Raw genomic sequence first — 15,251 nt, 5'->3', positions numbered from 1 at the left:
CCCCCCCCCACCCCATTATAAGATAAATATAACAGAAACTCCTCAAAAAAGCAAGGCTATAGACAAAAAAAATGTTTTTTTTTCATAGACTATTGCAGGTAATCTTGACCTCAAAAACCAGGTTATTTTACTATTTATGGGGGCGCGCACGAAGTGTTTTAGTTTATCTAACCGCGTGTATGACAAAAAACCAAGCTTCGGAACCAAAAACTTGAAAAGTGTTTTGATAATTTCTCCGCTTGAAAGCTTTCTAATATTGAGACTTAAAACCAATGCTCGATTTAACTAAAGCAGCCAAGGCAATGCAGGGAATGAGCCAACATTTGAATGTGGAAGCTCAGGCGGCTCGCCAGCGTTTGGAAGTGGCTCAGAATTTGCTGGTAAAGGCTGCAGGCGAACAGGAAAAATTGGTGGAATTGCAAGAGAATTGGCGCGACCGCACTTTATTCAATGCTGCCACGCCGATCGAGCCCTTAGACGATCGCACCTACATCACCGCACCCCCCGCCGCCCACACAGTCTTTGCCACAGACGGCTCGCAAATTTCCCCCAACCATCACGAAATAGCCTACTGCTACCTGCTAAACGTCGGCACAGTCATGCTGCACTACGGACAAAGCCGCCACCCAGTTTTAGACAGCGTACCCGAAGTTTTCTACAAACCCGAAGACTTGTACGGTTCGCGGCAGTGGGGAATTAGAACCGAAGAATGGATGGGATACCGGCGAGCAGTTTCCGAAGCAATTGCCTTAGCAGAAATGGGCTGCAATTGGGCAAAAGTTAACGACAATAAATTGCCCGCGCCAGCTTTAGCAATGGTAGATGGTTCCCTGATTTATTGGTTTTTGGAACAGTTACCCACCGACGCGCGCGATCAAATTTTGCTGCCAATTTTAGAAGCTTGGGACAAGTTGCGTTTAGCAGGAATTCCGCTGTTAGGATACTTAAGCGCTTCTCGCAGCAGCGAAAGCTTATCTTTTTTGCGGTTTGAAGCTTGCACCCACGAAGTACCAGACTGCATGACAAATTGCCCGAACGTCGGATTTGCCGCCACAATTTCTTTCGCCGAAAAAGCACCTTGTCAAGAATTTGAACCTTTGCGGGATGCCATATTGTGGGCAACAATCCTCTCACCGGGACAAAGAAGCCCTTTGTGGAAATCCCAAGCTCGAATTTTAGATTTGTACGGTCTTAATTCCGTCTATTTCTGTTACGTTCACGTTGGCACAGAAATTGCTAGAATAGAAGTGCCGGAATGGGTAGCACAAGATACAGCACAGCTAGATTTAGCATTAGGAATGATGCTAGCTCAAGTACATAAAGGCGGCGGGTATCCGGTGACGCTAGCAGAAGCTCATAATCAAGCGGTAGTCACGGGGGGCGATCGAAGTCGCTTTTTCGCTTTGTTAGAGCAGCAAATGATTAAAGCAGGCTTAAAAAATGTCGGAATTTCTTATAAGGAAACACGGAAGCGCGGCAGTATTGCTTAAAGTAATAAGTAGAGTAGAGTAGTCCTTGACGTAGAAACCTGGTGTTTACGGAAATACTGCATCCCGACCTGTAACATAGATAAAAAATCCGGTTTCTCTGGTAGTGATACGTAATTTATGTAGACTTTAAATAGAGTTAAAAATGTTATATGCCAATAGAACTAATTATCTTAATTGCTGCGTTACTTGTATCTTGGCTAGTCTTTAATTGGGCGTTTAAAGTGTTGAAAGCCAGCATCGGGACAGCGATTGGTTTAGCAGCAATTGTGCTGACGATGCAGTTATTGTTTGGCATCGGCCCAAATCAGCTTTTCCAACATATAATTCACTTGCCGGAAACCCTGGGGAAAATGATTTCGGGCAAGTGAATAAAGTTGAGATTTTTAATCTTAGATTTTAGATTTGTTCTCTCATCTAAAATCTAAAACCGCAAATCTGCAGAGTGTAAGAAAAATATTCCCTCTTCCTTCCTTCGACTACGGTGACTGACAAGTCTTTTTACCCGCTCGCGTAGCCCTTATAGCCTTCTTCCTTCGGTCAACTGTCAACTCTTCTTTAAGCAAGCGGGCAAGCTGTCAACTGTCAACTGTCAACTGTCTAACTTCCCAGCATTTGCAACTTGTACAAACTGGCATACAACCCTTCTAGCTGCAACAACTCTTCGTGGCTGCCAGATTCTACTAACTGCCCGCGTTTGAGCACTAAAATGCGATCGACATTTCGGATAGTCGAGAGCCTGTGGGCAATAATTATCGCCGTTCTGTCCGCCATCAAACGCTCTAGAGCTTCTTGAATTAAAGCTTCCGTCCCCACATCCAAACTAGCAGTTGCCTCGTCTAGAACTAAAATACTGGGATTGCGAATAGCGGCGCGAGCAAACGCTAATAATTGCTTTTGTCCCCCCGAAAGATTGGTTCCGCGTTCCCGCAATTGCGTATCATAACCTTGAGGCAACTGTTCGATTAAACGGGCAACATTGGTCTTTTCTGCTGCTGCTTGAATTTCCTCAATCGAGTAACTTTCTCCCAGGCTGATATTGCTCTTCACATCACCAGCAAATAAAAAGCCATCTTGGATAATTACGCCTATGTGCCTGCGTAACTCTGCTTGAGGCAAATCCCGAATATCGACATGATTAACCAGAATCCGCCCTCGGCTAGGTTCGTAAAGGCGGCAGAGAAGACGAATAATCGAACTTTTGCCCGCACCGGTGGGGCCAACTAATGCTACTTTTTCGCCGGATTTGATGGTGAAATTGAGGTTTTGCAGGACATATTCGTCTTGTTTGTAAGCAAACCACACGTTGTCAAATTGGATTTCTCCCGATTCAGAATTCTGCGATTTGGCATTTTCTCCCCCCCTTAGCAAGGTGGGGTTGGCGGGGGGTGATTGGGGATTGTTAGGCAATAAACGATATTCTGAACTTGCTGGATTTTGATGATTATCTGCCAATTCTCGATCGAACGGAGACAAGTTATAAGCAGTTGCCTCTGGATGGCCAGTTATCAACAACGGTGAATAACCTGCCCTTCTTCCTTCTTCCCTCTTCCCTCTTCCTTCTTCCTTCTTCCTTCTTCCTTCTTCCTTCTTCGCGCTAGTTGGATCTTTAATTTCGATCGGTTCATTGAGAATATCGCTAATCCGTTCGACGGCGGTAAATCCTGCTTGAATTGCAGTGAATTTCTCAGCAAATTGCCGCAGGGGATCGAAGAGACGCTGAGCAAATAAAATAAATGCCGAGAGAGTACCGAAGTTAAGATTACCGGCTAAAACCCTTTCACCCCCCATCCACAAAACGGCTGCAATCGCTACTAAAGCAATCCATTCTAATGTCGCAGATACGGCTGAGTCGTAAAAAATAGTTTTATCAACCGCTTTAATGTAGCGTTTATTGGTGACGCGAAACAATTCTGAGTTGAATCTTTCGCGGCGGAATAGCTGCACTACGCCAATACCAGTCAGGTTTTCTTGCAGTTGGGCGTTGAGATCGGAAAGTTCTTCTCGGGTAGTGTAATTTGCTATGCGATATTGGTACTGAAAATAAATTATGACTGCGGTAATTGGTATCATCATCAGCACCAACATTAAAGCTAGTTGCCACTGCATGGTAAACATGAAAATGGCAATTACTAAAATTGAAAATAAATCGCTGACAATGCCGATCGCCCCTGAAGAGAAAACCTCTCCCAAAGCTTCTACATCGCTGGTGAGGCGAGTCATCAATTTACCTACAGGAGTGCGATCGAAAAATCTGACTGCTAGCGATGTGACGTGGGCGAACAAATCATTTCTAATATCTGTAGTAATTATTTGCCCTACTTTCGTGACTAAATAGCCTTGAACTGATTGCAGTGCTAATCTAAGTGTTATAGTGAGCATCAGCAAAATAGCCAAAATATTCAATGCTGCAGATAGCGACAATCCTCGCAAGAATTCGTAGGTAGGTTCCGAGCGAATTACCGAAATTGCCTGTCCGATTAGAATGGGTTGAATTGCTCCTGAGACTGCTAGCGGTACTAATAGTGCGATCGAAATAACCAACAAGCGTTTGCTGCGGGTTGCGTAAGATGCCAACCTCAGAAATAACCGCCAGTCTGTTTCCTGGCCGGATTTGTTTTTGGTGTCTGCTACTGGTGAGGAAATGGTCATTGATGGCAAAAACTGTACAATATATCTAATTAATAATTGTAACAAAGAGAATCAATATTTTGCATGAATATCAGTAAACAGTAGGTTGGGTTTCGTTCCTCAACCCAGCCCAAATGTTTGTAGCCAGACAAAAATGGTATTATAATCTACTGGGAGAAGTTATATTATCATCATGCAAGAGATAGAGACAGCCCGATTGTATCTCAGACAATTTACGCCAGATGACTTAGATGAGCTGTACCGCATCTACAGCGATTCAGAAGTGATGAAGTATCTGAGCGAAGGCGTCAGAAATAGAGAAGAAACAGCAGCAGATTTATTTCAAATCATCGCAGATTGGGAAAAACACGCTTTCGGTTTGTGGGCTGTTGTCAATAAAGAAAATAACCAATTGATCGGCGACGGGGGGCTTCGCTTTTTAGGCAAAACACCTGAAGTAGAAGTCGGTTACGTGTTAGCAAAAGCGTATTGGGGCAAAGGTTTAGCATCGGAAGTTGCAGCGGCTAGCCTCAAGTATGGATTTGAAGTATTGAAACTAGAAAAAATTGGAGCTGTTGCCCATGCCAAAAACAGATCCTCGCGGCGGGTCATGGAAAAAGTGGGGATGAGATACCAGCATAGCTTCGGCGATTCCGATCGAGTATATTATTCAATCTCGAGAAAAATCTACCAGTCTAAAGTAGTTGAGTTGAGTTGAGAAAGGAAATCCAACCAAAATGTTTGTAGCAAGACTTATTAAAACTGGTATCATAATTTAGTGATATTAATTATATTAATTATGCCAGAAATAGAGACAGCCCGATTGTATCTTAGACAATTTACACCAGACGACTTAGATGAGCTGTACCGCATCTACAGCGATCCGGAAATCATGAAATACCTCACAGGAGTTAGAAGTAGAGAAGCAACAGAAATCGCTATTCATACCATGCTCAAACGTTGGGAAGAAAACAACTTCGGGATGTGGGCCGTAGTACATAAAATAGACGGTAAAATGATTGGTCGCTGCGGACTTGGTTTTCTGGACAAGACACCGGAAGTTGAGCTAGGGTATACCCTCGACAAAGTTTATTGGAATCAAGGATTGGCGACAGAAGCATCTTTTGCTAGTCTAAATTATGGATTTGAAACATTAAAGTTAGACAGGATAGTTGCGATCGCCCGCCCAGAAAATATCGCCTCTCAGCGGGTGATACAAAAAGTTGGCATGAAATATGAAAAAAATGCTCATTATTACGAAACTGATGTAGTATATTATTCTATTTCGCGAGAAACTTACCAGTCCAAAGTATCTTCGTAGGGTGTGCATTGCACACCTTACTACTTTTAAATTACTCACATTGCAATTTGTCATTATTGCTTGATGACAACTACGAAGTCCTTTGCAATTGCTTGTTAACTTTTTGAATTTTCTTAGCAAAATACTCTTGTCTGTGTCCCAATCTTTTAGACACGTCCAACCCTTTTTGATAGGCTTCCAAAGCCTTGTCGTAAGCCTTCATCTCTTGATAAACTTGACCGATATTGTCGTAAGCGTTCATCAAGCCGTAGAAATTGTAAGCCCGCTCTTCTAACAACAACTGCATTTGATAAATCCGCAAAGTCTGCTCCCACTGCTTTTGCGCTCGATAAAGTAAAGCTAATTTATCCAAAGCTTCGCTAGCTTGGGCATACTGTTGAATGGGGACGGCTAAATTGTATGCTTCTTGATAGTATTGAGCTGCTAAATTGATTTGACCTATGGTTTGATAATCGCTGGCGATCGCAATTTTGATCGGTGGTATAGCACTCGGGTTTTGTAAGTTAAGATACACCGATGCTAGTTTTTCCCTGGCTGCGATCGCCTTTAGGGGTTGTTTCGACTGCTGGTAAACGTAGGCCAACTGTCTCAGAGTATCTACCTCAGTTGGAGGAGTTACAGGTTGCGGCGGCGCACCGTTTCCCGCAACTACAGCAGAATTTTGCACAGCAGAATTAGCAGCAAATAAAGCGCGGTTTTCCTGAATTAAAGTTGCCAATTCCTCATACACCGGAGCCGCTTTATCGTAACTCAACCAATTGATGTGAATTAGCCCGATCGCCTTCAAAATCTGACCTTGAGCCAATATATCTTCGTTTTGGCGCGCATTTTCGAGAATTTCTTGGTAAACTTCTACCGTCGGGCCTTTAGCGCGCACCTGCTGAAAAGCTGCAGCGAAGGCGGGGAGCAACTCAGTATTCAGTGCTACTTGGGATTTGACTCCTTTTTGAATTGCTTGCAACCGTTTGGTAATAAGCTGTAGTTCGAGGTTTTTACCGTTACTCCAAGCAACACTTCCCACCCGACTCAAAGCAGCAATTTCCGCCGCCGGCCCGAGATACCTACGCAGCCGCAATTCTCGGAACCAAATTTCAAAAGCACCAGCGCCGTCTCCAGCTTCCAGTTTAGCCGCTGCTTCTAAGTTTAACTGCTCCAAAGCCGCTGTCAGTTCGTCCCGCTGAGTGCTGCTCAAAGATTCGTTAGCGGGAGCTAGGGGATCGGGTGTGGTAATTTCTAGAGGATTAGGGGAAAATTGATCGAGGCCTGGTGGATTAGTTTGGGCGCTAGCAATAGAACCAGCAGACAGCCACAAGAAAAGCAAGCACCCAATTGGCACAGAACTTCTCATTCTCAAAATTTGGTTGCCGCGATTCGGCATCTCTTCTGGAAACATCAAGTTTTGCATATCTACAAAACGGTATAAATTATGTCACAAAGATGGCACAAAAGCAAACTGTTCAACAAGAGCAACAAAATAAAAATTACCGCACTGAGCAATTATGGGGATTTAAAGACGCTGGGCGATCGCATTTTACGCTTATTTAGTCTAGCCCTAATTCTGTTAACTGTTTGCACAGCTTGCGCCCCCCCTCCCGCAGTTGCTAGAGACCGCTCTTTTCCAGAAATGTCCCTAGAATTTTTGGGCGAGTACCAATTGCCAAAAATGAATTTTGAAGGAGCACCAGTCGGCGGTTTGTCAGGAATTACCTACGACCCCAAAGGTATTAGCGCAGTCACTTCCAAAGCTTATCGCTTTTACGCTCTTTCCGACGACCCCAGCGAAAACGGAGAAGCGAGATTTTACAGTCTCAGACTCGACCTCACATCAAGCGATCCAGCCAATATTCGCCTGAAAAAAGTTACTGTTGAAGGCGTTACATCCCTCAAAAAAGCAGACGGTGAAACCTTCTCTTGGGGTTCCATCAATCCCGAAGGCATCGCCCTTTCTCCCCGCAATTCAGTATTTGTCGCCAACGAAGGCGTTACTCATGCTGGCATCCCTCCTTTTCTCGGAGAATTCGACATCAAAACAGGGCAAATGCGGGGAAAATTGCCGATACCAAAGCGCTATATTCCCGATGCCAGCGATGAAAAACAGCAGCAAGGAGTGGTGGACAATTTAGGTTTTGAATCTTTAACCATCGACCCAGAAACCTTTAGTCCTGGCGGCCTCGATCCGTTTCGTTTGTTTGCAGCTACGGAAGCGCCGTTAATGCAAGACTTAGACCCCGAACAAGCAAGCAAACTCCGTATTTTACATTATATCATCGTCGATAAAACGCCGCAATTAGTCTCAGAAAATCTTTACAAGCTCGACCAAGTTCCCATGACTATTTTGAACGGTTTAACAGAATTAGTAACTGTCGGTGGCGGTCCGATTCTGAGTTTAGAACGTTCTTTTGGGCTGTCGGGATACAGCGCTAGGATTTATCAAGTAGCGGTTGGGGCGGCTACAGATACTTCGAGAATCCAGAGTTTTAAAGGGCCAGTGACAATGGTCGAACCTGTTAAGAAAAAGTTGCTGCTAGACTTAAGCGAACTCGGAATTCCCCTGTACAATTTAGAGGGGATGACCCTCGGCCCGCGCTTGCCAGATGGCAGCCAGAGTCTAGTTTTGGTCAGCGATGACAATTTTGATGAAGCGCAGAAAACTCAGTTTATCTTGTTGAGTTTGAAGGGCAAAGGTTAAGTTAGAAGGGCAGGCGAGAAGCCCACCCCACCCCACAAGAAGATTTATTCTTTGTGAAACAGTGATATTGCCTGTTTATGAAAACAGTAGAAGAAAATTAACTTTTTGTGGAACAGGCATCTTGCCTGTTCATAAAAAAGTTAAATCAAATTTCTCCAACTATAAAACCCCCTAATTATGCCAAGTCGTAACACTTTGCACCTGCCAGGGATGGAACTTTCATACCTAGAATGGAAGCCAGAAACAGGTAAAAAAGTTCCGCGTTTGCTGTTGTTACACGGTTTAGCAGATAGTTCGTGTGTCTGGAATAGCTTGGGCAATTATTTCTCCAACCGCTATCATATTGTAGCGCCAGATATGCGCGGCCACGGAGAGAGTAGCAAACCGAAAACAGGCTATACTTTTGAAAGTGCGATCGCAGATTTAGAAGCTTTGATGGTACATCTCAACTGGCCTGACGCACACATTTTAGGACATTCTTGGACGGGAAAACTAGCAGCGATATGGGCGAGGCAAAATCCCGATCGCTTTTGCAGTATGATTTTAGTAGACCCCATCTTCATCACCAAACTGCCCGCCGCGATGAAACTCACCCTGCCAATTGTTTACCGAAAATTAGACTGTCTCAAATGTGTGGGCCCGTTTGCGACTTTAGCCCAAGCAGAAGCAGCAGCAAAACAATCGGGAGAATACGCAGATTGGAGTGACTTGCAGCAAATGGTATTCCAACACCAAATCGAACAAAAATCCGACGGAACCTGGGGCAGTAAATTTGCGATTGCAGCGAGAAATCTGATATTTGCAGAAGTGATGAAAGTTGCGGGTTTAACTGAAAATATTGAGATTCCTACTTTGTTCGTACAGCCGGAAAAAGGCGTAAATCGCATGGCTTGGCAAATGCAGCCATACAAGAGATACTTGAAAAATCTTACGGTTGCAAAAGTACCGGGGAATCACTGGTCTTTTTTGACTGAACCGGAAACTTTTAATCAAACTGTGGCAGATTTTTTAGAGGGCACAAGACAGTGAATTTAGAAATTATCGCACATCGGGGATTTTCGGCGATCGCCCCCGAGAATACTTTAGCAGCTTTTGAACTGGCGATCGCCCGTGGCGCTCATTCGATCGAATTTGACATCCAGCTATCCGCCGACAACGTACCAGTGATTTTTCACGACGCCACATTAGATAGAATCACTGGAGTTTCTGGCAAAGTTAGGGAAACAACCCTGTCTGAATTGCAGACACTTAATGCGGGAAAATGGTTTAGCGATGAATTTTCACAAGAAAAAATCCCTACTTTAAAAGCCGCATTAACCATACTCAAAAAGGTTGACAAATTTCTTTACTTTGATGTCAAACCTCACTGCGAGTGGTCTGACGCAGATGTCGCCGATTTTGTCAACAGTTTTAAGGGTGAAGAAATCCAACACAAATGCGTTATTACCTCTTTTAACGATAAATTTCTGGAACAAGTGCGGCGGCTATCTGGCGATTTGGCGATCGGACACATTGTTGCTAATCTAGAAGCGTACAAAACTCAATTAGCTCAAGCTGTGGCGCATCGGGATAATTTGATTAGCAGTCTATATCGCGTGTTGCTGGAAAACCCTGCACTAATTCAAGAAAGCCGGAGCCAGGGAGTTGACATTGTGGCCTGGACGGTGGACGATCGAGCAGATATGCAAAAGTTAGTTGATTTGGGCATAACGCGGATAGTCACTAATTGTTTGATATAATTTTTAAACCGCAGATGAACGCAGATAAACGCAGATAATAGATGAATTACTTTCGCCAAAGCATCCACGAAATGTCTGGCTACGTGCCGGGGGAACAGCCACCGCTAGGCACAAAAATTATTAAACTAAATTCTAATGAAAATCCCTATCCGCCTTCTCCAAAAGCCTTAAAAGTGCTTCAGGAAATAGACGGAGAAATGCTGCGGCGCTATCCAGATCCAACTGGCAAAATTTTCCGCATTGCTGCTAGTAAAGTTTTTGGAGTGGCTGACGATTGGATTGTTGTAGGTAACGGCAGCGACGATTTATTAAACTTGATAGTTCGCGCTGTGGGCGAATCTGGGAAACAGATTGTTTGTCCCGCGCCCACCTATGTATTGTACCGCACATTGGCAGAAATTCAAGATGCGGAATTTGTCGAAGTTCCTTATCCCGACGACTACAAGTTACCAGTCGATTTGCTAATAGCAGCCCAGGGTGCAGTGACATTTGTAGCCTCGCCAAACAGTCCATCGGGAACGGCCATATCTATTGCAGATTTGGAGAAACTGGCTAATGAGTTATCCGGCATTCTGGTGATCGACGAAGCTTATGTAGATTTCGCCGAAGAAAATGCTTTGGAATTAACAAAAAAATACAGTAATGTTATAGTTTTGAGAACGCTTTCAAAAGGTTATTCCCTCGCAGGATTGAGGTTGGGTTTTGGCATAGCAAATCCGGCGTTGCTGACAGAATTAAATAAAATCAAAGACAGCTATAATGTGGATGCTTTAGCCTATGCAGTGGGGGCGGCTGCGATCGCAGATCAAGACCACAAAATAGCCAACGCCGAAAAGATTAAGGCTTCCAGAGCAAAACTAGCCGTTAGCTTCAAGGAATTAGGCTTTGACGTTTGGCCCTCGCAAACCAACTTTTTGTTAGTGCGGCCACCAAACGGCTATGCAGAAAGAATTTATCAAACACTGAAAGTACGGGGAATATTGATTCGATACTTCAATCAGCCGCGATTAGAAGACAAATTGCGGATTAGTGTAGGTACGGAGGAACAGAATCAAATATTACTTAAAACTTTGAAAGAAATCCTATAACTAACGATCGCACTAAAATTAGTTTCTAGTAATGACTTTAGTCCTCTGATTTTTATGAGGACTTGCATTCCTTACTACACACAGCTTGATTACGGATAATTATTAGGATTATCAATCGCCAACCCTTCTGAATGAGCAATATTCAGCCATCGATTGTCCGCCGAAACAAAAAGCAGTTGAGTATCTGGCACGGAAACGAGAGTAGATTGAACGCGCAAAGCAGACGCCAATTGCACAGAATCATAAGCCCGCAGCGGGTTTTGCATCACCAGTGCGCCCGCTGTTTCTATAAAAGTGCGATCGACTTCAACAACTTCATACTGGTTTTCAAAATCCGTGCGAAAATCTCCCATAAGTTGGTCAACCTCATCGACAGATAGAGTACCCTCTCGTTGACGGCGTGAAAAAGCGCTGCATACCTCCACCCAAGTAATCTGAGAAATCGCGAGAAAGTTACCTGCTGCAGGAACAGTAATGGATTGAATCCAATTACTTCCCAATTCAGGCACATACCGTTTAACCAAAGCGCTGGTGTCTAAGAAATAGGCATTTACCACGGGCCGCGATCCTCGATAACGATTTCAGAAAGAGGTTTCCCCACTCTTCCCTTGAGTTTTTCAAACAGTTCGCGCCGCTTTTGTTCTGCAGCTGCATCTAGCTTAAACTGTTTTGTTGGCAAACCCATCAATTTTCGTAAATCCATCAACTTAATCGCTTTTTCGCGATCGCCCTTGACTTCTTCCTGCGAAACTTCCGCTACAATTGTGATTTGCACAGTTTCCCCATCATTCAATGACACAGAACTCAAGGGACGAAAAACCCCGTTTTCGTAGATAGCAGTAATAGTTTCTGGCATAATTAGCCTCTTAATTAAATGCTTTAACTTATTGTACTTCTTGTAACTACTTCGTTGCCACCACAGCCAAATTCCAAGCCAAGCGCTTCATCAAAGGCAACTTCTTCAAAAACCCATCCAACCCTTCCAACCGAGAGTATTCCGGTTTCAATCTCTCTTGCTCAATGATAATCTTTTTCCAATAACGCTCCTCATTCGGATGCACTTTTTCGATCAAATAAAAGCGTAAAAAAATCCAAAGCGCTGTCAGCCAAAACGTATCGTAAGCCGTCTCCGAAAACAAAGACTTGACAAAATTCACAATATTAATATCCAAAGGAGTTTCATCCTCCGTCCGCACCTCAGTCGCCATCCTGCGGTAAACATTAATCACCGGATTGTGCTTCATCGGGTCCCAAAAGCAAGCTTTTCCCCCAGGCTTTAGCACGCGGTGCATTTCGCGAATTGCCTTTTCTGGTTCCGGTAAATGGTGCAACAAATTAGAAGCGTAAACAATATCAAAACTGTTGTCCGGGAAATCTAGCGCCATTGCATTCACCGTACAGCCGTCTATTTTGACGCCGTTTTTCTCAGCCAATTTCAGGGCAACTTCTACCATGCCCTGAGAATAGTCGGCAGCCACACAATCGGCGCCTTTTTTAGCAAAATAAACACTATTTTCTCCTGCACCGCAGCCTAAATCTAAGAGACGTTTGCCTGTAATATCGCCCATTTGCTGGACGATAAATCTATTTTCTGGGGCAGTGCAAGCTTCAAAATAATCATTGACTCGAATGCCGTCAATATCGATTGTAGATGCCCAAGCATCGTGGAATTGTCGCTCTTTTTTTAAGGTTTCGTCTTGCATTTTTCAATAGTTGGTTATTAGTAAAAACAAGTAATTTTAAACCGCAGATAAACCCGGATTAACGCAGATTAATTGAGAGTTATCTGCTTTGCTCTGGGTTCGTCTGCGGTTGGTTTCAAGAAAAATGGCTGACAGTAAATTTATCAGCGCTGTGCTTCTGCAACAACTTGTTTTCCGATCGCAGTTGGCTGTTCGGAGGATTTTTCAGCACTATGCTGCAATGCCTGATACAGGCGATTTAAAGCGCTGATGTAAGCTTCTGCAGACGCTACGATAATGTCGGTATTTGCTGAGTGACCGGAAAATACTTTGCCTTCGTGGCGCAAGCGAATTGTTACTTCGCCGATCGCATCTATTCCCGCTGTCACCGATTGTACAGAAAACTCGATCAACTCGTTCGGTACGTTTACCACCCGGTTAATTGCCCTGTAAATCGCATCCACAGGCCCAGTGCCGATCGCAGCATCGGTCAATTCTTCGCCTGCCGGATTCCGCACAGTGACGGTTGCTGTCGGCCGGGATTTGTCACCACAAGAAACCTGTACCAATTCTAACCGGAACAGTTCCGGTGCTTGGTGCACTTCGTTATTGGCGATCGCCTCTAAATCCCAATCAGTAATCTCTTTTTTCTTGTCTGCCAAATCTTTAAACTTGACAAAAGCCTTATTTAGCTCATCGTCTGCCATTTCAAAACCCAACTCTTTCAAGCGAGTGTGAAAAGCGTGGCGGCCGGATAATTTACCCAAGACGATTTGATTTTCAGTTAAGCCGATCGACTCAGCGTCCATAATCTCGTATGTCCGCTTATTTTTCAGCACCCCGTCTTGGTGAATTCCCGACTCGTGAGCGAAAGCATTTGCTCCAACAATCGCCTTGTTTGGCTGTACCAACATCCCCGTCAAATTGGAAACCAAGCGGGAAGTTTTGTAAATTTGGCGCGAGTCAATATTTGTCAGCGGTTCCTCAGAATCCGCAGGCCGGCCCAAGAACGGATTATAATATTGGCGCCGCACGTAAAGCGCCATTACCAACTCTTCCAGAGCTGCATTTCCCGCCCGTTCGCCAATCCCGTTAATCGTGCATTCTAACTGTCTGGCGCCATTTTTCACCGCTTCCAAAAAGTTAGCAACAGCCAATCCTAAGTCATTGTGACCGTGCACCGAAATAATTGCGCGATCGATATTCGGCACATTTTCCTTAATTCCCCGAATCAAAGCCCCAAATTCGCTCGGAGTCGTGTAACCGACTGTATCGGGAATGTTAACAGTAGTCGCACCCGCTGCGATCGCCCGTTCTAGAACCTGATACAAAAACTCCGGTTCCGATCGACAAGCATCTTCCGGCGAAAACTCCACATCATCCACAAACGACTTAGCGTAAGCCACCATTTCCGGCACAATTTCCAGAACCTCAGCCCGCGTCTTTTTCAGCTTATACTCCAAGTGAATATCAGACGTAGCCAGAAACGTATGAATTCGCGAATTTACTGCTGGTTTCAGAGCCTCTGCTGCTGTTTTAATATCCTGCTTTCTCGCCCGTGCTAAACCGCAAATTGTCGGCCCATCTTCCGTTCCCACCGATCGGGCTATTTTTTGGACTGCCTCGAAATCTCCCGTGCTGGTGAAAGGGAAACCCGCTTCAATCACATCCACGCCCAATCTCGCTAACTGGCGGGCGATCGTCAGCTTTTCATCCACATTCAGAGATGCACCCGGAGATTGTTCTCCGTCCCGCAAAGTCGTATCGAAAATAATAATCCGGTCTTGACTTGGTTGAGTTTTCATAGCTCTAAAAAGTGTTTTCCTGATTTTTACTTGTCCGTTTTTCTGGATTTTAGCCTCCAGTCACCAGTCCCCTGTCTCGCGCCAATAACGAATAATTAATAACCCCTAACCCATAACTACTGACTAATGACTGCTGACTAATGACTAATGACTAATAACTAATGACTAATGACTAATAACTACTGACTAATAATCCATCTTCTCGATATGTTCCCTAATTTCATTTAGGTCTATATACCTATCTGTAGCATTTCTTAACTCTCTAGCAATCATTCCTTCGGTTGATACCACAGTAATATGAGTATTTTTCGAGCGGAGCAGTTCGATCGCCCGCTCAAAATCCCCATCCCCGCTAAACAGCACAACTTGGTCGTATTGATCCACGGTATTAAACATATCAACCACAATTTCTATGTCTAAATTAGCCTTTTGAGAATATCTGCCCGAAGCATCGTCGTAATATTCCTTAAGAATTTTAGTGCGAACCGTGTAACCTAGACTTATCAAAGCATCTCGAAATCCCCTTTGATCTTGGGGGTCTTTTAGGCCCGTATACCAGAAAGCATTGATCAAGATGACATTCGGCTGCGAAGTTTTGAAATATTCGAGCACCCTGCGAGGATCAAAAAACCAGCCGTTCTTTTGTTGAGCGTAGAACATATTGTTCCCGTCCACAAAAATAGAAAGGCGGTTCATTAAGTTTGTCATAGAAACTTAGACCTAATAATTGTAGAAAGAAGTTAATCTAAATATCACATTTTAGCAACATGGAGCTAACTGAGGCAATAGATTAAACTTCAGAAAACTCC

Annotated in this window: 15 protein-coding genes; 8 read left to right on the top strand and 7 right to left on the bottom strand. The window is 44.1% G+C overall.

Annotation, left to right across the window (positions count from 1 at the left end; all coding sequences use genetic code 11):
* Positions 1 to 272 precede the first annotated feature (272 nt).
* Together QUA42_RS16720 and QUA42_RS16715 are read left to right on the top strand one after the other, a co-directional pair.
* A complete protein-coding gene (locus QUA42_RS16720) occupies positions 273 to 1,490 on the top strand; it encodes a DNA double-strand break repair nuclease NurA (protein ID WP_333138352.1) in 1,218 nt (405 codons plus the stop codon).
* 149 nt (positions 1,491 to 1,639) lie between these two features.
* Positions 1,640 to 1,858, top strand: coding sequence for a hypothetical protein (locus QUA42_RS16715; protein ID WP_333138350.1), 219 nt, complete (start codon positions 1,640 to 1,642; stop codon positions 1,856 to 1,858).
* Between the two features lie 229 nt (positions 1,859 to 2,087).
* Here QUA42_RS16715 and QUA42_RS16710 read toward each other — a convergent pair whose 3' ends face one another.
* Positions 2,088 to 4,139: an ABC transporter ATP-binding protein gene (locus tag QUA42_RS16710; RefSeq protein WP_333138348.1), complete on the bottom strand. Its 2,052-nt coding sequence runs from the start codon at positions 4,137 to 4,139 to the stop codon at positions 2,088 to 2,090.
* Positions 4,140 to 4,311: 172 nt separating this feature from the next.
* Between QUA42_RS16710 and QUA42_RS16705 the strand changes: the two genes are divergently transcribed.
* Together QUA42_RS16705 and QUA42_RS16700 are read left to right on the top strand one after the other, a co-directional pair.
* A complete protein-coding gene (locus QUA42_RS16705) occupies positions 4,312 to 4,836 on the top strand; it encodes a GNAT family N-acetyltransferase (RefSeq protein ID WP_333138346.1) in 525 nt (174 codons plus the stop codon).
* Between the two features lie 81 nt (positions 4,837 to 4,917).
* Positions 4,918 to 5,439, top strand: coding sequence for a GNAT family N-acetyltransferase (locus QUA42_RS16700; protein WP_333138344.1), 522 nt, complete (start codon positions 4,918 to 4,920; stop codon positions 5,437 to 5,439).
* A gap of 70 nt (positions 5,440 to 5,509) precedes the next feature.
* Here QUA42_RS16700 and QUA42_RS16695 read toward each other — a convergent pair whose 3' ends face one another.
* Complete coding sequence (locus QUA42_RS16695) at positions 5,510 to 6,844, bottom strand: tetratricopeptide repeat protein (RefSeq protein ID WP_333138342.1); 1,335 nt, start codon at positions 6,842 to 6,844, stop codon at positions 5,510 to 5,512.
* Between the two features lie 21 nt (positions 6,845 to 6,865).
* Here QUA42_RS16695 and QUA42_RS16690 point away from each other — a divergent pair, with 21 nt between their 5' ends.
* From QUA42_RS16690 to hisC, 4 genes are all read left to right on the top strand, one after another.
* On the top strand, positions 6,866 to 8,128 hold the full coding sequence (locus tag QUA42_RS16690) for an esterase-like activity of phytase family protein (protein WP_333138340.1): 1,263 nt from the start codon (positions 6,866 to 6,868) through the stop codon (positions 8,126 to 8,128).
* Between the two features lie 177 nt (positions 8,129 to 8,305).
* Positions 8,306 to 9,157 (top strand): alpha/beta hydrolase, encoded by an 852-nt coding sequence (locus tag QUA42_RS16685; RefSeq protein ID WP_333138338.1) that lies wholly within the window; start codon positions 8,306 to 8,308, stop codon positions 9,155 to 9,157.
* On the top strand, positions 9,154 to 9,867 hold the full coding sequence (locus QUA42_RS16680; protein WP_333138336.1) for a glycerophosphodiester phosphodiesterase family protein: 714 nt from the start codon (positions 9,154 to 9,156) through the stop codon (positions 9,865 to 9,867). Before QUA42_RS16685 ends, QUA42_RS16680 begins: the two co-directional genes overlap by 4 nt.
* Positions 9,868 to 9,908: 41 nt before the next feature.
* Entirely contained in the window at positions 9,909 to 10,955 is a 1,047-nt protein-coding gene (gene hisC, locus QUA42_RS16675) for a histidinol-phosphate transaminase (protein WP_333138334.1), read from the top strand.
* Positions 10,956 to 11,044: 89 nt separating this feature from the next.
* Here the strand turns inward: hisC and QUA42_RS16670 are convergent, their stop codons facing one another.
* The 5 genes from QUA42_RS16670 to QUA42_RS16650 form a co-directional block, all read right to left on the bottom strand.
* Positions 11,045 to 11,512, bottom strand: a complete 468-nt coding sequence (locus tag QUA42_RS16670; protein ID WP_333138332.1) for a type II toxin-antitoxin system VapC family toxin — start codon at positions 11,510 to 11,512, stop codon at positions 11,045 to 11,047.
* Positions 11,506 to 11,811: an antitoxin family protein gene (locus QUA42_RS16665; protein WP_333138330.1), complete on the bottom strand. Its 306-nt coding sequence runs from the start codon at positions 11,809 to 11,811 to the stop codon at positions 11,506 to 11,508. Before QUA42_RS16665 ends, QUA42_RS16670 begins: the two co-directional genes overlap by 7 nt.
* A 46-nt stretch (positions 11,812 to 11,857) precedes the next feature.
* On the bottom strand, positions 11,858 to 12,658 hold the full coding sequence (locus QUA42_RS16660) for a class I SAM-dependent methyltransferase (protein WP_333138328.1): 801 nt from the start codon (positions 12,656 to 12,658) through the stop codon (positions 11,858 to 11,860).
* Positions 12,659 to 12,801: 143 nt separating this feature from the next.
* The gene (locus tag QUA42_RS16655; protein ID WP_333138326.1) at positions 12,802 to 14,442 is read right to left on the bottom strand and encodes a 2-isopropylmalate synthase; all 1,641 of its coding nucleotides are present in this window, start codon (positions 14,440 to 14,442) and stop codon (positions 12,802 to 12,804) included.
* A gap of 186 nt (positions 14,443 to 14,628) precedes the next feature.
* Positions 14,629 to 15,150 (bottom strand): LabA-like NYN domain-containing protein, encoded by a 522-nt coding sequence (locus tag QUA42_RS16650; protein ID WP_006633075.1) that lies wholly within the window; start codon positions 15,148 to 15,150, stop codon positions 14,629 to 14,631.
* Between the last annotated feature and the right edge of the window lie 101 nt (positions 15,151 to 15,251).

The sequence above is a fragment of the Microcoleus sp. Pol11C2 genome (assembly GCF_036701505.1).
GTDB lineage: Bacteria > Cyanobacteriota > Cyanobacteriia > Cyanobacteriales > Microcoleaceae > Microcoleus.
The sequence above is the reverse complement of the archived record's forward strand: the minus strand, read 5'-3'. Positions and strand labels throughout refer to the sequence as shown.